Raw genomic sequence first — 18,206 nt, forward strand, 5'->3', positions numbered from 1 at the left:
ATGCTCGCAGGGGCTATCACGAAGTTCTACGAGACGCTCCGATGGCCACGATGGCAAGACGACCTCGCCGCCTTGAACCTGGCCGACGGCTTGCATCTCTACCCTCCCCCCTTCACCACAGAGGGAAAGGACGTCGCCACCGTCAGTAAGGGGACGGTACCGATGAGGGAACTCATCGGCGTACACAACACCTTCATGGACCAGCTCGGATCCGGTCAAGGCGTCCCCGACCCATGGTCCGCGGCCACGTGACCGTTCCGACAGGCCATCCCCTACCGGGCGCCGTCCACGAGTCGGTTAAGTCGATCGACCAGTTGTGCCATTCGGGGCGGTCCGAGTCGAAGGACGAGCGACTCAGAGAACCAGCGCATCCAGACCGCCTCGACATCTTGGGTCGTGACGGCGCCGGCCTTAAGAAGAATGCGAACCAGGTCGATTGCCTCCATCTCGTACTCATCCGGCGGAGCACCCTCCGGCGAACCAGGCTCGAGACCATACGGGTCGACATCGCTGAGAACAGCCAAGACACCAGCGAGGGTCTGCCTGTAGGTGACTGTCCCCGCTCTCATGCCCCAATGATGCCTGGGCCGCCTCGACCGGTGACCGATCCCCTATCGGGCCGGACCGAGCAAAAGAAATCGCGTTGAACTGAAGTCGTGTGCGTATGCTCGCAACAGCACCAGCCACGCCTCTCCGAAGCCGCTGGCCCCAACGGTTGGTACGGATGACGATCCCCTATCGAAACCCTCGATTGCCGTGCATGCGCCGCGGTGTCACGCCTGGTGCATGTCGGAGGACAAGCTGCCGGACAGGCGCGACCAGCCACCCATCTACCAGATAGTTGTGGGGCTTTTCTCGCTCTTGCTCAGGCACGTCATGCAGAGGACGCTCGCTTCGCGCATCACCCGCAGCGAGGTTGCACCACAGCTCGGCATCGCGGTGCGCGACGTCAAGAAAGCACCTACCATGGCCGGTCAAGACACTCCTCCTCACGGAGACAGTGCAATCTAGGTCACGCAAGAAGTTATTAGCTACGGCGAAATTGCTGAACCATCGTCGGCCCGAACTATTTGCAACTGTCGTCCCGTCGTGAAGGCACGAAGGCGACGAAGCAGCATCTCGTAGGCCACGGCGTCTGCATTTGTCAGCTCGAAAGCTACGGACCGCAGGCGACCTCCTGCCGCCAGGGTCTCAATCATCAACGATCCAGCAACTCCCGTGAGTTGCATGTCGCCTCTCTTCAGGTTCCCCAGCAGGTGCCGGGGTGGGTCGACGAGGTCAAATTCAGCGAAAAGATTGGTGAAGTCAGCCTCGTCCAAGGGGGGCAAAGCCCTCTCGTCCTCCCAATGACCTGAGACGTGAATGAGGGCAAGAGCGTCAATCTGCTCGGTTGTGGGCGGAGCGGTTGCAGCGCTGGGACGGTCGGAATCACTTGACGAGAAGTGCGGGGGTTCGAGGGTGGGTCCGACAAAGTTCAGAGCATCGCGAAGCATGAATCGGGGAGCTTTTCGTTGTTCACTGATCATGCCTGGCAAATCTTCTACGACGATGTCCCGCAGCCTGGTAGCCGTGAGAGCTTGCGGTACACCTCGCAGCGCACGAAGGACAAGGTTTCCAGTCAAGGCGTGGAGAAAATGCCACTCACCGCGGGTCGTTACGCCGACCTCGTTCTCGAAGAGCATCGGGCCAGAGGAGGCCTCGTGCGGATGGAGGCTCCATTCCGCGTCTGGGTGAGTCTGCCGAATAACTTGCAGGGTGTATTCGGCGAGAGCCTCCGCGGCGAGGTCTGCCGGCCCATTTGTCGGTGTGACGTCAAACGCGGTGTCCCGATCGCTCCTCGCGTCGGGGGAGATCTGTCTTGCAAGTCCTTCCACCATGAAGTCGAGAAACCAAGCCCACAGGGTGTCCAGCGACTCGAGGGTCGAGTCGAGCTGATCCAACGGTCCGTCGGTATTTGCTACCCACCGAGCGAGTGAATGTAGCCGTTGAGGGCCGGCAGCACGGTTGTACTGCAACCACTCCTGGGCTTGAGCAGGGGAGATGTCTCTGTTGTTCATGGGTCATCGGGGGAGGTGGATGAAGACCTCGACCCCTGCCTCCTTCATCATGTCCAGCGTGGGTTGGGACATGCCGATCTTGCCCGTTCGCGCACTTGCGAAGAAGTGCCATTCAATTCCGCCGACGTTCTCGACAAGGGTGCTGTCCCGCGCAATTTGCCTAGAGGCGAACCAACCCGAAACGTACCCAACCCTGGACTCGTAGAGAATGCGGTTGATTCCGTCGCCAACCGCGGCATCGTGGAATCGGTAGCCGATGGGGAAGTTGCCGACCGCCTGCGTCACGATCTTCGATTGCTTGTAGTCGGGAATCCCTAGCTCGGTAAGCAGGAACACTTCACCGGCCCGCCCCCCGCTAGATAACCCGGATCAGGTCCGCCCTTGACGATTCGCATGAGAGCTTTGACCAGTATTAGGGCACCCCATAGATGTCGACCACATGCTGATAATGTTGATTATGTCAGCCTAGGGAAGTGGTAGTCGTGGCGTCACGGTTGTGACTGGAGATGTCGCACATGTATCCGCCCGGGGCGTCGCATTTTACGCCGAAACCGGAAGCTAGATGACCCCTTGCCAGATGAGCCTCCCGCCCCGCCCCGAAAGTGATCAATAGGCTCGCGCAGCGGCGCTCGCGCAAGCGCGTGTTCAGCGCTACGGCTGCGTTCTTGCTCGACCCGTGAGACCCATGACGGCGCCCACAGGCCCATCTACCGACATCGAGGAATTCCTGACCCCTCTGAGACAAAGGAACTGAGACACCTTCAGGCTCGAGGATCGAAACCAATCACTGCACTTGGGTCTCCGTGAACGACATTCAGTGCGCGCGTTGCGTAGGCCTGAATTTCATGTCGATCGGGCTGTTCCCCCGCAAAGTCTGAATCGGTGTCGTGGTGGAAGCGCGAGGAGAAGCGATTTATTTCCTCAAGCTCGTCGGCCAGGGGCTTGGCGTAGGCCAGGACACTTAGGTCTGGTGCAGAGCGAATGAGACCGATGACTTTTCCTAGGGTTTGATTCGGCACGCTACCCGGGAAGCGACGGTGCAGGTAGGACTCCAGAAGGGGCCTCACCGCGTTCCCTGCATCGAGATGGGAGGTGAAGACGCCGTCCTCGGCTCGGTTCTCAACGAATGTGCGAACTAGCCGATAGTTGCGGAAGTACTTGCTTTCACACTCTCGATCGAGATTGTGCGCGTCGAGGCTGGAGTTCCCGGAACTTGTACGCTGCAGCTGCAACTCCACAGACGCACGTGGGTTCCCTTGGTTGTCCGGCTTTTTGGTCAGCAATTCTCGAACCTGACGGAGGTAGGTCGCGTCGTGTGCGAGAACGATGACCTGAGCCCCCCTTCGCGACATTTCCTCCAGCGTGTTCGTTGTGTGCTCGCGGCGGTGCTTATCCAAGCTGGTAACCGGGTCATCGACTACAACGACCTGCCCGCTGAGATCCGGCGTTCGGAGCACTGTCGCGCAAAAGAACGCGTAGGCGAGGCTTCGCTTGTCTCCCTCGCTGAGCGCCAGACGAAATGGGGGTTTTCCTCGCGCGATGTCAATGGACTGCCCTCTCAACTGCAACCCATAGCTGCTGCGACCAGTTCCGCCGCCTGCGTACGTCGAGGCAACCTTCTCAATACTGAACGCAGCCCGCATTTTATTCAGATGCCAGTTGATGTCGGTTTCGAGGCGGGCAAGGGTTGTGTTCATAGCCTCTTTGCTGGCTTGTCGAGCCGCGGACGCCTCGCCGTCCCTCTCCACCATCTCCTTCTTCGCCCCTTTCCGCTGAGCAAAGAGCCGGGCAGCATTGTCGCTCCCTCGCAGCTGCTGCAGCCGGGCCGCAGCCACTGACGCCACAAGCTGAGGCACCCCCTGGGAGGACAACGAGTTCCGGTAGGCCTCGATATCTACGCGCGCTGCCCGGATCACCGCATTCACCTCCTCGATCAACACTGGAAGGTCGAGAACGTAGGTTTCGAGGATAGATCGCCTATCTCCCAAGCAAACGGGCTGATCAAAGTGCTCTGTTTTTTCTATCAACACCTCGTCAAACAGCTCACCGAACGCAGACAAGGTCGTGAGGACCGTGGTGATCTCGGGGAGCTGAGGCATCGGAAGGTGACTCCCCCAGGCGGTGAGGGCTTCTCGTGCCCGGTCATAGTCAGCTACGAGCCGTTCGCGTACTCGCGCCCTCTCCTCACTGCCCAACCGATCCCTGACGCGCTCCATACGTTGGCGAAGTCGCTCGTAGGCGGCGTCAAAGAACTCTGCATAGAGATCCACAAGAGCGACACCGGATGTGTCTTGTCCGCAGAACGGGCATTCACCAGCAGGGGCCAACTCAACACCGACGCGCAACCACGACTCCACGGTCCCGTTTGCTGCTGCGACATCGAGATGATTGATGTGCTCGGCCACCCGGCGCCTTGCTTCCCCATGCAAGGCGGACATTCCCTCCACGAGCGCTTCGAACACATCCGCAAGATCCAGAGAGACATCGGCGACTTCGACCGGCGGGTGAAGGGCCAGAATGCTCGAGACGTTCTTCCCGGCCGTCAGCCGCAGTTCGGCGGCCTCGACTGCGGCATCTACCCCCGGCACCACAACCATCTGCTGGAACGCCTGGAAGGTGACGGCAGGATCGATCGCACGAGCCATGGCAAGCAGCTCGGCCTCGCAGCGTTGCATCTCCGCCTTCGCCTCGTTCACGGCCTCCTTGGCTGCTTCGAGGCGCGCCTGCTCGTCAACGGCAGATTGGCCAATAGCCGTTTCCAGAAAACCTTGCCGGTGGGCCGGGCTTACTTCGCCGCCGGTGTGCACATTCCTATCCACGAACTCCGTGTCGAACACGTGCGTTTTTGGCACAGGGCCAGCCCATGTCCCCCCGTTCAGAGTGCGCCCTTGTCCCCCCAAGACACGCAATCTCGCATGAGGACCGCTCGTCGCAGAAAGGGATTGCCGGTCCTTAAGAGAAGATGCGTCCCCCGTTGCCGCGGACGCGAAAACGGCGGCGAGAGTGCTCTTACCGCAGCCGTTACCGGCGTAGACCAAAGTCAGTCGCGCGAGACCGTGCCCACTTGCCTCAAAGCCATTTAAGACGCCAACACGATCAATCTTTTCGATCGCCTCGAACATGTACTCCCCTATCTCGCGTGTAACGCCGCAGCTCGCTTCATCTTTCTGCACCGCATGTAGCCCCGCGAGCAGAACGGCGCCTGTTCAATATGCGTCCAGATGGCCTCTATAGAGCCACGACACCCCGCCAGGCCAGTGCCGCGGCGTCTCACTTAAGTAGTCCGAGAGACAATCTTGCAAAGGTGCAGCTTTCGAAAGCGATCCGCACTTGGCTGAGCGTCTCCTCGGCCGATAATGGCCCTTATGTCGCCACTCCCCCGCGATCAGTCCAACCTTGCGCGGGCCACGCAGGAAGCAGGCCTAGTGATCGCCGTGCCGGATACTGAGGCGTTCGCGCTCAGTCCTCGTCGGGCGTGAGTCCGAGTGTCTGCATGGCTTTGGCCACGTCCTGATCGCTCTCGGAGACGTTCGTCGTCTGGATCTCGCTCAGTAGCTTGCTGGTGGAGGTGTCGTCGGGTTGCTCGAAGACGGTCCAGAGCTCCTGGTCGGCGCCGAATCGCGAGAGGAATCGGATGCCGTCGAAGAGCGGGACGTCGTCGATGGTGGTCATTCGGTACACCCGGGCGCTGATGGCTTGAGTCAGTGGGCGCACCTGGGCGTTCTGGAGCGCGGATCCGTCGAAGTCCGCCAGGCCCTGCTCGGCGATCGCGATGTGGGCGAATTCGCCCCAGAGGCCGGCAACGGTCTCGGAGTGGGCGATGTCGAGGTAATTCCCGGCGAGAGATGCCCGCGTGAGCAATCGCGCGGCGAACCACTCAGCCGGAACCGTGCCGGCCGGCTGCGTGGGATAGAGAGCCTGATCGGCTTCGTCCGTATCGATCTCCGTCATGGCGACTACGAGGGAGGGGTCCGGTCGGAAACGAGCGAGGACCTCGAGGAGGGCGCCTTGGGGTTCGGTGGCGGCGTAGGTCGTTCGGTAGGTGTGCGGTTCGGGTGAGTCCCAGCGACCGGGGAATGTGCCGGTGTCCGCGGAGGCGTAGCGCCAGGGTGCCCAGTCCCAGGGGCTCGGCCGGCGCCCCACACGCCACACCGGCGAGGGCGCGGAGGTGTGGTGCAGGTGGTTCGGATCGATCATCCGTTCGCGGCGAAGCTCTGCGCGGCGGCCAGGACTTTCGCATCGTCACCGTCGGTCTCGCGAATGAAGCGTGCCGGTGCGACGTCGTCGAGTTGCGGGTTCATACCTTGGAACCAGGCCTGCACCACCCGAGGGGCGTCCTGATCGAGCAGCAGAGCTGCCACCCGGTAGGCGAGGCGGAGGCGTTGCTCCTGCTTGGGCTGCGGGTGCCGACCGTCGTCCTCTGCCCACTGACGGACCGCGCGGGTTTCTTTGACGCCGGCAATGTAGGCCACGAGCTGTGCCCCGAGCACATCGCGGAGCGCCCCCACGAGTTCGGGCATGTCCGTCCGAACGGATGCGGTGTACGCCTTGAGCTCGATCGTTGCCATGCCCCAACCCTAGTCCGAGGACAGCCACAATCCCACCCCGAATCACAGAATCCCGACGACCTGACGCCCTCCATCGCGCACTTGCAGTCCCACTTAATCGCTATCCAACAGGCTGCTGGTCAACCGACGGCGTTGGCCCCACTATGAGAATAATGCTGAACAAACTGGCATACCAGACGTGCTATGTTCAGGAATTGGTGCATGCCGATTCCTACAGCCACTACTGAAGCAAGCCCCCGCCGTCTCCTCCGCAATGTTGTCTTCGAGAAGATGCTTGCCGCCATCGTCGATGGCACTCTCGAGCCGGGCGAGCGGTTAAACGATGACCAGTTGGTGAAGTGGTTGGGGGTGTCGCGCACACCGGTGCGGGAGGCAATCGCGCAGCTGCGCACCTACGGTCTGGTCGAGATCGAGGCGAACCGCTTTACCCGCGTCTCCAGTCGGGACGACGTCGTCTACGCCGAGGCGGCTCAGTTCCTTGCCGGCCTTCACACCCTCGCGAGGGAATGGGGCACGAGTAACCTCGACGCCACCACCCGGAAGATCCTGTCGAAGTCGATCGCCACCGCCCGAAAGCAGCTCAAGGCCCACGACCTCGAAGGCCCGGGCACGTTGCTCGATATCCAGGGCGAGCTAGCGAAAGCCTCGGGGAACGCTTTGTTCGTGGGGACGGAGGAGCCGTTACGGATCCGGGTGAATTTTCTTCGCCCGCGCGAGGCCGATTCTTATGACTGGGATGCCCTGGTGGCTGTGGCGGATGAGCTAGCGGGAGAAAATTTGGTCGCGAAATAAGGGAGCTTGCGACCGCGTGCCGAAAATCTCGGAGGAGCGGATGGCGTAGCCACTTGAACGAAGACCCGGAGGTGGCTACGAGGGAGAGCAGCGACCGAGCCGCCGAAGGCTTCACGGCAGAAAGAGGTGCCCGAAGGGCATTGAGCGCCGCGCAGCGGCTCCCTGGGAGCGCAACGACTCCCCCGGACCGCAAAGCGGGCCGTTCGCTACTGTCGACCCGTGATGATGCGAGTCGTGATCCTCCTAGGCGTCGCCGTCATGGTGGTCATCGCCGTGGTCGCGATCGTGCTCATGGTGAAAGACATTCGCGCCAACCGCCCCGCGTCTCGGCGCGCAATCATGACGCTCTGCACGGCCGGCATCGTCGCAGCCGCGACCATCGCCTACGCCGTCATCTGACACGAGCGCTCGTCGGCCGGCACAGGACTCGAGAACGATCAGGGCGCACGAAGAAGCCCCCGCCCGGCTGGGGGAGCCGGAATGCGGGGGCTGCTGCTGCCTAGCGGATTAGGGACCGCCCGGCAGCTCTCGGCCAGCTCGGGGGGAAGCTGACCGGAGCCAAGCTACGCGCGGCCCCTGACGGCTCTCCCGGGCTCAGTAGGGAGCGACCGAGGTCACGATGCGATCCTCAGGGAGCGTGGCGCACACATTGTCGATCGCGTCCGCCGGCGTCGGTGCGGTGACCTCCACGGCCACGGCCTCGGCGCTCGTGTCGCCCTCGGGGCGGTGCCTGACGAACCAGCTCATGCCCGGGCGCTACCCGCGGTCACGACGGCCACTCATCTGGCTCGGGGTGCAGCCGGCCCGTCAGGGCCGACAGCTTGGCCTCGTGTTGGATCATCCACGCGACGGCGCTGTTCAGGCTGTCCTCTCGGCGTAGCCAGGGGCGGCCGCCGGCATCGTCTCGGCCGTGGGCGTAGCAGTGATAGACGATGCCCCCCAGCTCGGCCCGCGAGAGGACGTAGCCAAGGGGCGCGGAGCGCACCCGGCGGACTTGCCAGACACCGAACGTGCCGGGGATCGGCGGCACTGCAAACGGATGGGTCGGAATCGGCCGGCGCAGAATCTTCGCTGCGACCTCACCGGACCCCTGAACTCCCGCGGGCGGCAGCGTACGGCCAGCCTCCGTCAGCGCAGCGCGAAGAGTCAGTTTCTGCGGTCCCAGAGGTCGAGGGCCGTCTCGATCATGTCGAGGGCGGCGTCGAAGTAGCCGGCTAAAGCAAGCAGACTCGGCGTCATCATGAAGTCCGCGCCGCCGTGCTCGGACGGCCCGATCTGCTCGCGGTCGAGCATGAGCAGAATCATCGAGCCGTTGGCGTGAGCCATGCCGCTAGAGGTCTGCCAAAGAGTCAACGGCGACTGGAACAAAGAGGGCAACAGGGGGCCTATGTCCTTAAGACGGGCCGTCACCCTCTCGACGTCTCGAAGGTCGACGCCGACTAGGCCGGGCCGAGCATCCCTGTCCCGTTCGAGGGCGGCAAGGGTCTTTGCCCAGCCCGGGTCGTCTCGCTCCAACTGCTGCATGGCAACGTGAACCAGACGACGGTTCTCGCGGGCAAGTTTCAGCGAGCGGAGCACTCGGTCGTCGCGGGACGCCGGGTGCAGGAGCCACAGGGCCGTGCCCGTGGCCTCGTAGGCGCTCCTGACGAGTGTGAACATGGCGAAAGGCAGGACGGCTCCGCCGTCCGTGACGATGATCTTGAACGCGTGCAGGTGGTCAAGGGCGACGCCGAGGCCGGCCCGCACCTGGTCCGGGACCGAGCTGTACGGGGTGGCGCTGCGGTCCCCCGCCAAAGACGAACCTGCGCGGATCGCTAGCGCCTCGGACCGGGCCACGAGGGCGTCGTAGCGGGTGAAGCTACGCGCTAGCGACGTCGGCCCAGCTCCTCATGCTCGGGAGCTTCCTGCCGGTCGTGTCGGCCCTGCTCATCGTCGCCCGCTGCTGTCATGCAGCCATTTTGCGGGCCCCAGTCGGCGTCCGGTAGGCGATCGGCTTCCGGGATTTCCACGGTCTAGCGAGGATGTACACATGAGCACCCACGTCAGATTCGTCGCGCTGCTGTTCCCGAACGTGACGCAGCTTGACTTGACCGGCCCGGTGCAGCTCTTCTCACGACTGCCCGGTGCGACCATCGACCTGGCCTGGCGCGACCGCGAACCGGTCGCCACCGACTCGGGATTCGCGATCGTGCCGACGGTGACGTTCGACGAAGCCCCGCAGGCGGACGTGCTCCTGATCCCGGGAGGGCAAGGTGCGTTCGACCTGCTCGACGACGAGCGAGCCATCGACTTCGTCAAGCGGCAGGCTGAGCAGACACGCTACGTCACCAGCGTGTGTACCGGAGCCTTCGTGCTCGGTGCTGCAGGGCTGCTGATCGGCAAGCGGGCGACGACGCACTGGGCATCCCACTCGCTGCTCGAGACCATCGGAGCAGTGCCCGAGCATGGGCGGGTGGTCCGTGACGGTCGCATTATCACTGGCGGCGGGGTGACCAGTGGCATCGACTTCGCCCTGACCGTCGCCGCGGAGGTGTACGACGACGACACGGCACGTTCCGTGCAGCTGACGATGGAGTACGACCCTCACCCCCCGTTCGACGCTGGGTCACCAACGCGTCCAGAGGCCGATCCGGCGCAGGTTCAACGCGCCGTTGCAGACGCTCGACGCCGACGAGGACCAGTCGTCGCCCAAGCGGCATCCAGACTAGGACTGGCGTCGCAATAGCCGATCGGTCACCGACCAACGGCGGGGGCTAGCCACTCCCCCGCAGCTACGGGGCGCCGGCTGTCTCGATAGGTCAGTCCGAAACTGATCTCGGTGAACGATCCTCTAACGGGCGGCGATTACCGTTCCCCCCATCGGCCTGGTCTCGGCTGCTGGGGGGGTGTAGCGAACAGCACGAGCCCAAGTACAGGTCATGAACAATGTGGTCAGTCCGAAACCGTTGGAGTTTTCATGAGGAAGACAGCACTCGTCCCTATGACCGTCGCGTTGGTCTCGGTTCTTGGCGGGTGCACCTCAACTACGGCGCCGCAGGTGACGGCCATCAACGAGCAAATCGACGAGCTAGGCCTCCACGAACTAGGCGACCTGAAATGCAACTTCACGTACGAGCCTGGGCCCTTTGATCAGACCGGAAACAGGTACCTCCGACAGGTCGTCCTCGACGATGAGGCAAACGCGCCAAAAGCAATTCAAGCGCTCGAAGATCAGGGCTTCGAAATTCAGGCTCGAAGTCGAGTTCCCCACGGCGAGCTGGTGAACCTAGAAGGTCCGAACGGCATGACGGCCGGCGTTTCCACAGCAACAGCGGACGCAGCTGGGACCGTGTTGCCCTTTGACGGGCTCGAAGACTGCCCTGTGCCAACCAACGGGCTGATAGTTGTGGGACTCTCCCTGCCCAAGTAACTCCCAGAGGACGCGCGCTCGTCAAACTGGTGACCGCCCGACTCGGGACCGTCTAAGGGGCGCCCGGCCTGCGAGCTATCCAAAAACCCGGACCGGTTTAAAACCCCGTTTCGAACCGGTCGCCGTTTGCGAGTAGCTGATCCAAGCCCGCCGCTGCCACACCTAGAACCAATCGTTGCTGACCGCTCCGGTTGGCGACGGCTTACGGGACACTATCCCTACCAATTTAGGTTCAGGAAGCTAAGAACGATGCCTAATGCGCCAATGGCCACAAAGCCGATGCCGGCGGCCTTGGCGTTGCGTGAGGTGTAGGCACCATCAACTTCCTCGCGACCGGGCACTCGACCACTCGTCTTTCCCAGCCAAGACGCGAGAAAGGCTGAGTTCCGGAGGACAAGAGCACCCGAGACCAGCAGCACAATACCGACGATGAGAGCGGGCCAGAACACAGTCATGCCCTGAGGTTAGGGCCCCGTGCGGGGTTTGGGTGAGGGATCGTCTAACGGGCACCTTCTTGTGAAGCTCTACGGGGCTGTCGGCGACATTGACGAGCCGTCTAGTCTCGGGTCATGAGCACCGCCGAGCCGCTGGCGCCGCCGCGACTCCCAGCCAGTCTCGACGCGGGAGCGATCACGGTCCTGATCGTCGGCTTCGCAGCGACCTTGGTCGTCATCGTCGTCGCAGTTCTCTGGCGCGACATCATGGGCGACGTCTTCCTGTGGGCTAGGCCAATTCTGGTAGGCGTGCAGTTGTCGCTGTGGCTCCTGGCGTCCGCACTTTCTGGGCGCCGCATGCTACGTGACCACCGCGCACTTGTTCCGGCGCTCTGGCTGACTGGCGCTGCTGCTGTGGCCTCCCACGCGAGCATGTTCCTGCTCACAGCCAGCCTCCCCTGCCCGTCTCTCTGTTAGGGGCCTGAGCCGGAGGGACGATCCGCGGGACGGGCCCCTAGGGCACCGACCGCTGACCGATCCCCAAATGGGACAGTCGACGCTCCAGGAACTGGCCACTCAACGAGTCGCCCCGCCAGACGGTCCTGAGGTATGAAAAGGACATGAATCCCTTCTTCGACGCCTACCCGTTAGCTGGCTGGTCTATCTTCGGCCTGTCCGTGATCGGAGCTGTCATTGTGGGGCTCGTCCTGAAACATCAGAAAAAATGAAGCCAGCCCTAACGCTGCGGCCGGCCCGACGCACCAGAATCGGCATGCTGGCGCTCGGGGCCATCGCCATTGCCGCTGGCACAAGCTTCGCCTTCCTGGCATCCGGCAACGAGGCCGTCTACGTGGTTGCGGCGGTGCTGCTACTGACAGGGTCTTGGCTCGGAGTCCGAGCACTTCATGTTGGTCTCTACCTGCATAGCGATCGCCTGATCTCCTACGGGTTTCTTTTCTCCCGAACAATTAAACGAGCATGGATCACCGACGTGAGCGAAGCCCCCTTGATCATCAATTACAGGGTTTCCGGAGACAGTCTTGGTCGGTCTTTCGAGGTTTGGGCCTTTAGCACTCCCGGAGACACAGTCACACGAAGCAGCGGTGCGAAGTCGAGGCGTGCCGCGGCGATGGCGATTCGCCGATGGATAGATGAACAAGGTGCCCTGTAGTCAATCGGCTATCGGACACCTGCTCCGCTGCTCCACCACTCTCATCGCAACTGACCACCGAGGCGAGGTGACAGGCTTAGTGCATGCTCACCGATGATGAGATCCTGACCGCGATGCGCATGGCTGTCGGAAAGTGTCGGTCTGCGGGATCGGACCTGGCATATCTCGACTATGAAATGAGGGACATCCGGGCCTTGCCCGGTCACCTCGATGTCGAACTCGTTCAGCGGGACGGCCACTCCGCGCGTCTTCTGATCGCCCTCCCATCCAGCGGTGAACTCCAGTATTGGCTCTTCGCACCTCCCGAAGACGCCCAAGGGTGGGTCAGCCAGCTATTCATCTGGATTGACGAGGAGGTCTTCACTAGCGGGCTCTCGGACGGGCGCACAAGAGTGGAGAAAGACGGTGACAGTTATGTCCAGACCGCTCCCTACGGTTGGCGTTTGACCGACACGTCCGAGGATGCGCGCCTCTCGAAAGCGGCCGGCACCCAAGGTTGGTACGGATGACGATCCCCTATCGGGCAGTGCACGTTTGTTCCGCGCGGCACGAAATGATGGTGGCATGTCCACCCCCGAGCAACTCGTGCCGACCGTTCGTCGTGCGGATCTCACCGGAAGTGACGCAGCGCAGATAGGAAAGCTCGTCGCCGACTACCTCATCCAGACCGAGCGGGAAAGGCCGAGCACCTAGACGGCACCCACGGTCCGACGCCATTGCCTGAGAAGTACCGCCATGAGGTCGACGAGTCTTGCTCCGCGTATGCCCCTGCCGACGTGTACGTGGCTGGGTTGCAGGGCCACCTAGTCGGCGTCGCTGTGGTCCTTGGCGGCCAGGACGCGGACGAACTGAAGAGAGTGTGGGTCGATCCAGCTGCTCGCGGAACTGGCGCAGGATCCGCACTCCTCAACGCAGCGCTGACACGTGACGAGCAGCACCCGCTCCGGCTGACAGTGTGGAGGTGGCGCGATGACGCGATCAGGCTCTACTCCCGACGCGGCTTTCAAGCCGTTGCCTCATGGGACCCGCGTCCTGACCTGATCTGCATGGAACGACGAACCTGACCCGACCTCGCAAGCATTCCAGGCACGGATCGCCTAACGGGACACCGCTCCCACGCCTCATGGTTGGATCGGCCTATGCCGCAGGGAAAGCCATCAGAACCGCGAACCGAAAAGCAAAATATCGGGACGATGGTCTTCGGTCTGGGGCTCGGGGCTTTTGGCGCGGCCTGGCTTATCTTCAACCCCGATTGGTCGGACATCACGACTCGAGGTTTACCGGTCTGGTTGGTCGGCCTATTGCTCATTGGGCCTTCGTGCGTTCTGTTCGTGATTGGACTACGCGGCTTCCTTGCCAACAAGCCGTAGTTGCGGCGATGTTCACACCTGGATAGCTCGAAGGAGTCACGCACAGACCCCTGAGTAATGGCTTAGCCGAGGCCAGCGGTAGGGGGATCGTCTATCGGGCACCACGGTCGTTTCCGACGCGCGACCGCGGTCACTGACGGATATCGTCCTGAGCGACGAAGGAACCTTTTGGGGGTCGACCGTGAACAGGTACAGGCGCATGCTCGCTTGGATTCTTGGACCCATTGCCATCTTGTTCCTCGCCTTTACGATTTTCGCCGCCGCCACGGGCTTCGTCTCGTGGTTGCCCCCTCTAATCGCGACGATCTGCCTACTCGGCGGTGGCACGGTCATTTGGATCAGTCTTGGCAAAGCGCCCCGGTAGCGAGTCCTACCGGTCTGCTGATCGATCGGCTAACGGGCGGACGCGGGTTAGTAGCTAATGGCGCAGTCGGTGAATCCGGTCATGCCAAGGAAAGCCGCGCAACAGGCGATCGAGTGGACGGAGGCGGACGGGTTCAGGCCGGTGCTCGGACTGGGGAGGATCGCCACGATGATCGACGTCGTTCACCGAGTCGGCGGGCCTTAGCGCTCTCGCGTCAGCCTCGGAAAACCACCCGCGTTCCTCGAACATGACGACCTCCGTCGGTTCCGAGAAGCATCCCAGCGGAATGGTTCGCAGTCAACGATCCCCTATCGGGCGCTCCTACCTCCCTCGTTCAGCCGGTCCCGGCACGGTGAAGCGGGTCGATGTGTCGCTCATCGCCCTGCCTCCTCTTCGGTCTGGCTTAGAGGTGACGGGTGAAGAAGTCGACTGCGTCCGAGGCGGCAGCCTCCCGGACGTGGGAAGGATCCTCTCGGTCACCGAGGAAGACGTAGTGGCCTGCGGTCGCGCCGACGCTGCCCGCCTCCGCTCGAGGCATGAGATCGGCGTACACGTGTGCGTTCTCCGCAGGGGGCGTGATGTCGTCGACGTCGCCCCAGCGCACGAGCACGGGCGCCTCGATCATCCTCAGAGACGCAGGCGTGAGGACCTCTGCGATGCCGGGTGCGAAGAGGGCCCCGGCGCGCACGCGAGGATCACGGACGGGACGCGCAGCGGACTGGGCCAGCAGCTCGAGTTGCTCGATCGAGTACTTCGCGCGGAGCGCCTCGATGAGGTCCGGGAACTCGGGCACGTGCGGGGCAGCGACGTGTCCGGCAAAGAGGGCGCTCATGACCCAAGTGTCGATCTGAGCACCGAGCAGAGCGGCGACTGTGTAGCCCCCGAGGGAGAAGCCGGCGCTGCCGATCCGGCGCTCGTCGACGTCATAATGGCCCTGCACGTGGTCCAGGAGATAGCTGATGTCTGTCGGCCGCTCAGAAACCAAGGTGAAGCCCTCGACGAGGTACTCGTCGTTGTAGCTGTTGCCGTGATGGTCGACGGAAGCAACGAGGAAGCCTGCCTCGTTCAACGGCGCTGCCAGCCAATCGAGGTCTTCCCCGGCGCCGCCGGTGCCATGGGACAACAAGACGGTCGCAGCCGGCCCTCTTCGGCGGCTCGGCCAGACACGCGCACGGATCGGCCGCGGCCCCGACCCCGTCCAGCTCGGTCTCGTCGCGTCGTGGAGAAGCACCGTCTCTGGTTGCACGGTCGGAGCCTATAGGCCTGCACGGAGGACACCGCGCGACGAGTTCCGGTCGCCCCCCAGTCCGTTGGTGGATGGGCTATCGAGACAGCGGCGGCCTGAACTGGTCGAGGGATTCTGCCGGGTGCGTTGCGCTAGCTACCTCCCCTACGTAGCTGACGAATAGGCTCGCGCGTGTGAGCAGAAGGATTCGACCCGGTCGTATGCCCAAGAGAGGCAATGAGGCGCCCCCGGAATCGCCAGACGCAGAAACACGCTTCAGGGAAATGCCCGTAGTTGAGCTACTTGAGGCTCTTGAGTGGGTGCGGTCCATTCGGGGCGACCACACGCCAGGGCTCGACCGCAAACAGGACCAGCTCATCAATGACATCGCCTCTGTCGGTTTCGAAACGCTACGAGATCGAGAAGAGGACCTCCGAGCTGCCGGGTTGACGCACCGCGCCGATCGTTGGTTGCACTACGAGAACTACCTGTAGCCCGAGAGCTGGCAAGGCGCGTGCGCACGACGATCGTCTATCGGACGTTGAACCGAGCCCAGGAGTCGGCCGGCATCTCCGGGCGGCCAGGGACATCGCGCTGTTCGAAGCTGCACGTTGGGTCGATCTCACTCGCTACCTTGCGCCAGAACCTCGCTGCGACGTCGTTGCGTTCTTGGTAGGCAACGGCCCACCGCCCAGGGTGTGCCGCGGTCAGTTCTGTCACGGCGACTTGTCCGATGCGAGAACGCCGCGCGCCGTGCGCGACGAAAAAGCTGCTGATTATGTGCTCGTCAGCGTCGAGCCCGCGCAGGACCGCGAACCCGACCGGGTGCGATCCCGAGCGGAAGATGTGGGCCGACCAGCCCGGTTGCGAGAGGCCGGCGTCGAGTCGTTCCTGCCGGAAGCGGCCGCGCTCGTCAGGAAGTGTGCCGGTGAACGCGGACATCTCGTGGCGGAACATGGTCCAGAGCTGTTCGAGCTCGGGGCGGTGCCGCTCGTCAGCGGTGGAGATGGTGGGCGGCTTGAGAGTGGTCATACAAGAAAACCTCCACCGAGCCGGTAGAGGTTTTGTTGCTGTCAGTCTACCGCTCCGACCGGTTCGCCATCCCTTATCGGCCCTCTCAAGGCAGGAGTGTCGAGGATCGAGAGGCCATCACCAGAAAGACGCCGGGAACCGTTGCTGCAGGCTCCGGAGGATGCGAAAAGTGGACTCGTCATCCAAGCCCGTGACCGTCTGCCACAAGGAGCCGGCTCCGACGATGGCCGAGGCGAACACGATCTCAGTTGCCAAGAGGATGCGTCGCCAATCCTCCGGAGGCAGCGCAGCCTTCGCCTTCAGCGCAGCCGACAACCTCTCCTCCTCCTCGAAAAAACCAGCCGTGCTGGTGAACCCCATCGCGACGGCCATCGCATCCGTGAGATCAGCAGGGCCTCCCCATTGCCCGAGGCCTTGCCATAGCAACGTTCGCTCGTCATCGCTCAGCTCGAAGTGGACAGGCTCGGAGGCCGAGCCCTCATCAAACGCGTTCACGACTGCTCCCCCCGTTGAATCGCGCGGTAGACCGTCGAGCGGGCGACGCCGAATAGCTCCGCGATCTCGCTCGTCGTGTGGGCGCCTGTGCGATGCAGCTGCATCAGGTGCTTCTCCTGCGAGGAAGTCAGCTTCGGCTTACGGCCACGGAGCTTGCCAGCGGCCTTGGCGATCGCCATGCCCTCACGGGTGCGGGCTCGGATGAGGTCGGCCTCGAACTCGGCGACCATGCCGAGCACGTTGAAGAGCAGTCGGCCGACAGGGTCCGTGGGGTCGTAGACCGCTCCCCCGAGGTTTAGGGCCACGCCCTTCTTCGTCAGCTCGTCCGCGATGTCCGTCGCGTCGCGCAGTGAGCGGGCGAGGCGATCGAGCTTCGTGACGACCAGGACGTCGCCAGCACGGCACGCTGCCAGCGCCTCGCGGAGGCCAGGCCGAGCGCGAGTGGTGCCCGACAGACCGTGGTCAACATGGATGTGATCATCATCAACACTTAGCGCCCTGAGACCGTCACGTTGTGCTGCGAGGTCCTGCCCCGAGGTCGAGACACGGGCGTATCCGATGAGCATCTGACGACTGTAGCGTTTAGACCCCCATCACCGGGCATTTTTGCGGGACAGGCATACGCGAATCCGCAGGTCAGGAGCTACTTGCCCTCAGACGGCCAAGAACGGCCCGCGAAGGTGTCCCGATGAACGACCGGCGACCGGGCGTCGGCGACACGCACGACGCGCCGCGCACCCGACCTGCGTAGGATTTCTCATCATGAAGCTCGCCGAAGCCCTCCTGCAACGGTCCGACGCCCAGCGCCGGGTCGACCAGCTGCGTGATCGCGTCACCGCGAACGCCCGCTACCAGGAGGGCGAAGAGCCCACCGAGGACGCCGCCGAGCTGCTGCGCCAGGCGGTCGACACCCTCGCCGTCCTCGAGTCGCTCGTCGTGCGCATCAACCTCACCAACGCCCGCACGACCCTCGCCGACGGCAGCACGATGACCGCTGCCCTGGCCCGCCGCGAGACCCTGCGCGCCACCCACGCCCTGCTCGTGACCGCCTCCGACGCGGCCCGCGGCGCCTCCGGCGGCTACCGCCAGCTGCGCAGCGAGCTACGGATGTTCTCGGCCCTGCCGGTCGCCGAGCTGCGGGACCGTGCCGACGCCGTCGCCAAGGACCTCCGCGAACTCGACGTCGAGATCCAGAAGACCAACTGGGAGGCCGAACTGCAGAACTGACCTGCGCGGTGAGTCGGTAGACGTCACCGGGGCGAGCACGAACCGCGACCGGCGGTCATCCC

The 18,206-nt window shown here is 63.3% G+C and carries 23 protein-coding genes; 11 read left to right on the forward strand and 12 right to left on the reverse strand.

Features of this window, described 5'->3' with window-relative positions; all coding sequences use genetic code 11:
* Positions 1 to 252, forward strand: a 252-nt coding sequence (locus ACIOSR_RS14490) for a DUF2625 family protein (protein ID WP_402752974.1), incomplete at its 5' end; no start/stop codon positions are given.
* Between the two features lie 779 nt (positions 253 to 1,031).
* On the opposite strand, the gene ACIOSR_RS14495 is transcribed toward ACIOSR_RS14490, so the two are convergent.
* From ACIOSR_RS14495 to ACIOSR_RS14515, 5 genes are all read right to left on the reverse strand, one after another.
* Complete coding sequence (locus ACIOSR_RS14495) at positions 1,032 to 1,940, reverse strand: hypothetical protein (protein ID WP_402752975.1); 909 nt, start codon at positions 1,938 to 1,940, stop codon at positions 1,032 to 1,034.
* Positions 1,941 to 2,060: 120 nt separating this feature from the next.
* Complete coding sequence (locus ACIOSR_RS14500; protein ID WP_402752976.1) at positions 2,061 to 2,393, reverse strand: hypothetical protein; 333 nt, start codon at positions 2,391 to 2,393, stop codon at positions 2,061 to 2,063.
* A gap of 425 nt (positions 2,394 to 2,818) precedes the next feature.
* Complete coding sequence (locus ACIOSR_RS14505; RefSeq protein WP_402752977.1) at positions 2,819 to 4,894, reverse strand: AAA family ATPase; 2,076 nt, start codon at positions 4,892 to 4,894, stop codon at positions 2,819 to 2,821.
* 622 nt (positions 4,895 to 5,516) lie between these two features.
* On the reverse strand, positions 5,517 to 6,254 hold the full coding sequence (locus ACIOSR_RS14510) for an RES family NAD+ phosphorylase (RefSeq protein WP_402752978.1): 738 nt from the start codon (positions 6,252 to 6,254) through the stop codon (positions 5,517 to 5,519).
* Positions 6,251 to 6,625 (reverse strand): hypothetical protein, encoded by a 375-nt coding sequence (locus ACIOSR_RS14515; protein WP_402752979.1) that lies wholly within the window; start codon positions 6,623 to 6,625, stop codon positions 6,251 to 6,253. Before ACIOSR_RS14515 ends, ACIOSR_RS14510 begins: the two co-directional genes overlap by 4 nt.
* A 201-nt stretch (positions 6,626 to 6,826) precedes the next feature.
* On the opposite strand from ACIOSR_RS14515, the gene ACIOSR_RS14520 reads away from it, so the two are divergent.
* Both ACIOSR_RS14520 and ACIOSR_RS14525 read left to right on the forward strand, forming a co-directional pair.
* On the forward strand, positions 6,827 to 7,417 hold the full coding sequence (locus tag ACIOSR_RS14520) for a GntR family transcriptional regulator (RefSeq protein WP_402752980.1): 591 nt from the start codon (positions 6,827 to 6,829) through the stop codon (positions 7,415 to 7,417).
* Positions 7,418 to 7,651: 234 nt separating this feature from the next.
* Entirely contained in the window at positions 7,652 to 7,816 is a 165-nt protein-coding gene (locus tag ACIOSR_RS14525) for a hypothetical protein (protein ID WP_402752981.1), read from the forward strand.
* A gap of 195 nt (positions 7,817 to 8,011) precedes the next feature.
* On the opposite strand, the gene ACIOSR_RS14530 is transcribed toward ACIOSR_RS14525, so the two are convergent.
* Together ACIOSR_RS14530 and ACIOSR_RS14535 are read right to left on the reverse strand one after the other, a co-directional pair.
* Complete coding sequence (locus ACIOSR_RS14530) at positions 8,012 to 8,164, reverse strand: hypothetical protein (RefSeq protein ID WP_402752982.1); 153 nt, start codon at positions 8,162 to 8,164, stop codon at positions 8,012 to 8,014.
* Positions 8,165 to 8,563: 399 nt separating this feature from the next.
* Positions 8,564 to 9,253, reverse strand: a complete 690-nt coding sequence (locus ACIOSR_RS14535) for a hypothetical protein (RefSeq protein ID WP_402752983.1) — start codon at positions 9,251 to 9,253, stop codon at positions 8,564 to 8,566.
* A gap of 193 nt (positions 9,254 to 9,446) precedes the next feature.
* Between ACIOSR_RS14535 and ACIOSR_RS14540 the strand changes: the two genes are divergently transcribed.
* The gene (locus ACIOSR_RS14540) at positions 9,447 to 10,142 is read left to right on the forward strand and encodes a DJ-1/PfpI family protein (protein ID WP_402752984.1); all 696 of its coding nucleotides are present in this window, start codon (positions 9,447 to 9,449) and stop codon (positions 10,140 to 10,142) included.
* Positions 10,143 to 10,373: 231 nt separating this feature from the next.
* Positions 10,374 to 10,826: a hypothetical protein gene (locus ACIOSR_RS14545; RefSeq protein ID WP_402752985.1), complete on the forward strand. Its 453-nt coding sequence runs from the start codon at positions 10,374 to 10,376 to the stop codon at positions 10,824 to 10,826.
* Positions 10,827 to 11,044: 218 nt separating this feature from the next.
* Here ACIOSR_RS14545 and ACIOSR_RS14550 read toward each other — a convergent pair whose 3' ends face one another.
* Positions 11,045 to 11,281 (reverse strand): hypothetical protein, encoded by a 237-nt coding sequence (locus tag ACIOSR_RS14550; RefSeq protein WP_402752986.1) that lies wholly within the window; start codon positions 11,279 to 11,281, stop codon positions 11,045 to 11,047.
* 114 nt (positions 11,282 to 11,395) lie between these two features.
* Here ACIOSR_RS14550 and ACIOSR_RS14555 point away from each other — a divergent pair, with 114 nt between their 5' ends.
* The 5 genes from ACIOSR_RS14555 to ACIOSR_RS14575 all read left to right on the forward strand — a co-directional run bounded on the left by ACIOSR_RS14555 (position 11,396) and on the right by ACIOSR_RS14575 (position 13,495).
* The gene (locus tag ACIOSR_RS14555; protein WP_402752987.1) at positions 11,396 to 11,737 is read left to right on the forward strand and encodes a hypothetical protein; all 342 of its coding nucleotides are present in this window, start codon (positions 11,396 to 11,398) and stop codon (positions 11,735 to 11,737) included.
* 295 nt (positions 11,738 to 12,032) lie between these two features.
* Positions 12,033 to 12,431 (forward strand): hypothetical protein, encoded by a 399-nt coding sequence (locus tag ACIOSR_RS14560; RefSeq protein WP_402752988.1) that lies wholly within the window; start codon positions 12,033 to 12,035, stop codon positions 12,429 to 12,431.
* A gap of 83 nt (positions 12,432 to 12,514) precedes the next feature.
* Positions 12,515 to 12,940 carry a hypothetical protein gene (locus tag ACIOSR_RS14565; protein WP_402752989.1) on the forward strand — a complete coding sequence of 142 codons (426 nt, stop codon included), beginning with the start codon at positions 12,515 to 12,517 and terminating at the stop codon, positions 12,938 to 12,940.
* A gap of 55 nt (positions 12,941 to 12,995) precedes the next feature.
* A complete protein-coding gene (locus ACIOSR_RS14570; protein WP_402752990.1) occupies positions 12,996 to 13,124 on the forward strand; it encodes a hypothetical protein in 129 nt (42 codons plus the stop codon).
* A 23-nt stretch (positions 13,125 to 13,147) separates the two neighbouring features.
* Positions 13,148 to 13,495 (forward strand): GNAT family N-acetyltransferase, encoded by a 348-nt coding sequence (locus ACIOSR_RS14575; protein WP_402752991.1) that lies wholly within the window; start codon positions 13,148 to 13,150, stop codon positions 13,493 to 13,495.
* A 1,073-nt stretch (positions 13,496 to 14,568) separates the two neighbouring features.
* Here the strand turns inward: ACIOSR_RS14575 and ACIOSR_RS14580 are convergent.
* The 4 genes from ACIOSR_RS14580 to ACIOSR_RS14595 all read right to left on the reverse strand — a co-directional run bounded on the left by ACIOSR_RS14580 (position 14,569) and on the right by ACIOSR_RS14595 (position 17,483).
* Entirely contained in the window at positions 14,569 to 15,411 is an 843-nt protein-coding gene (locus tag ACIOSR_RS14580; RefSeq protein ID WP_402752992.1) for an alpha/beta hydrolase family protein, read from the reverse strand.
* Between the two features lie 510 nt (positions 15,412 to 15,921).
* Entirely contained in the window at positions 15,922 to 16,422 is a 501-nt protein-coding gene (locus ACIOSR_RS14585; RefSeq protein WP_173154439.1) for a GNAT family N-acetyltransferase, read from the reverse strand.
* A 117-nt stretch (positions 16,423 to 16,539) separates the two neighbouring features.
* Complete coding sequence (locus tag ACIOSR_RS14590; protein WP_173154436.1) at positions 16,540 to 16,917, reverse strand: hypothetical protein; 378 nt, start codon at positions 16,915 to 16,917, stop codon at positions 16,540 to 16,542.
* A complete protein-coding gene (locus tag ACIOSR_RS14595) occupies positions 16,914 to 17,483 on the reverse strand; it encodes a recombinase family protein (RefSeq protein WP_402752993.1) in 570 nt (189 codons plus the stop codon). Before ACIOSR_RS14595 ends, ACIOSR_RS14590 begins: the two co-directional genes overlap by 4 nt.
* A gap of 196 nt (positions 17,484 to 17,679) precedes the next feature.
* On the opposite strand from ACIOSR_RS14595, the gene ACIOSR_RS14600 reads away from it, so the two are divergent.
* Positions 17,680 to 18,144, forward strand: a complete 465-nt coding sequence (locus ACIOSR_RS14600; RefSeq protein WP_056044753.1) for a DIP1984 family protein — start codon at positions 17,680 to 17,682, stop codon at positions 18,142 to 18,144.
* Positions 18,145 to 18,206 lie beyond the last annotated feature (62 nt).

The organism is Frigoribacterium sp. NPDC087798 (genome assembly GCF_044742985.1).
GTDB lineage: Bacteria > Actinomycetota > Actinomycetes > Actinomycetales > Microbacteriaceae > Frigoribacterium.

What these genes read in the sequence shown, in the direction of transcription:
- ACIOSR_RS14510 (WP_402752978.1), bottom strand. Translation starts at nt 6,254, where the DNA reads ATGATCGATCCGAACCACCTGCACCACACCTCCGCGCCCTCGCCGGTG.
- ACIOSR_RS14515 (WP_402752979.1), bottom strand. Translation starts at nt 6,625, where the DNA reads ATGGCAACGATCGAGCTCAAGGCGTACACCGCATCCGTTCGGACGGAC.
- ACIOSR_RS14520 (WP_402752980.1), top strand. Translation starts at nt 6,827, where the DNA reads ATGCCGATTCCTACAGCCACTACTGAAGCAAGCCCCCGCCGTCTCCTC.
- ACIOSR_RS14530 (WP_402752982.1), bottom strand. Translation starts at nt 8,164, where the DNA reads ATGAGCTGGTTCGTCAGGCACCGCCCCGAGGGCGACACGAGCGCCGAG.
- ACIOSR_RS14540 (WP_402752984.1), top strand. Translation starts at nt 9,447, where the DNA reads ATGAGCACCCACGTCAGATTCGTCGCGCTGCTGTTCCCGAACGTGACG.
- ACIOSR_RS14545 (WP_402752985.1), top strand. Translation starts at nt 10,374, where the DNA reads ATGAGGAAGACAGCACTCGTCCCTATGACCGTCGCGTTGGTCTCGGTT.
- ACIOSR_RS14550 (WP_402752986.1), bottom strand. Translation starts at nt 11,281, where the DNA reads ATGACTGTGTTCTGGCCCGCTCTCATCGTCGGTATTGTGCTGCTGGTC.
- ACIOSR_RS14555 (WP_402752987.1), top strand. Translation starts at nt 11,396, where the DNA reads ATGAGCACCGCCGAGCCGCTGGCGCCGCCGCGACTCCCAGCCAGTCTC.
- ACIOSR_RS14560 (WP_402752988.1), top strand. Translation starts at nt 12,033, where the DNA reads ATGCTGGCGCTCGGGGCCATCGCCATTGCCGCTGGCACAAGCTTCGCC.
- ACIOSR_RS14565 (WP_402752989.1), top strand. Translation starts at nt 12,515, where the DNA reads ATGCTCACCGATGATGAGATCCTGACCGCGATGCGCATGGCTGTCGGA.
- ACIOSR_RS14570 (WP_402752990.1), top strand. Translation starts at nt 12,996, where the DNA reads ATGTCCACCCCCGAGCAACTCGTGCCGACCGTTCGTCGTGCGGATCTC.
- ACIOSR_RS14585 (WP_173154439.1), bottom strand. Translation starts at nt 16,422, where the DNA reads ATGACCACTCTCAAGCCGCCCACCATCTCCACCGCTGACGAGCGGCAC.
- ACIOSR_RS14595 (WP_402752993.1), bottom strand. Translation starts at nt 17,483, where the DNA reads ATGCTCATCGGATACGCCCGTGTCTCGACCTCGGGGCAGGACCTCGCA.
- ACIOSR_RS14600 (WP_056044753.1), top strand. Translation starts at nt 17,680, where the DNA reads ATGAAGCTCGCCGAAGCCCTCCTGCAACGGTCCGACGCCCAGCGCCGG.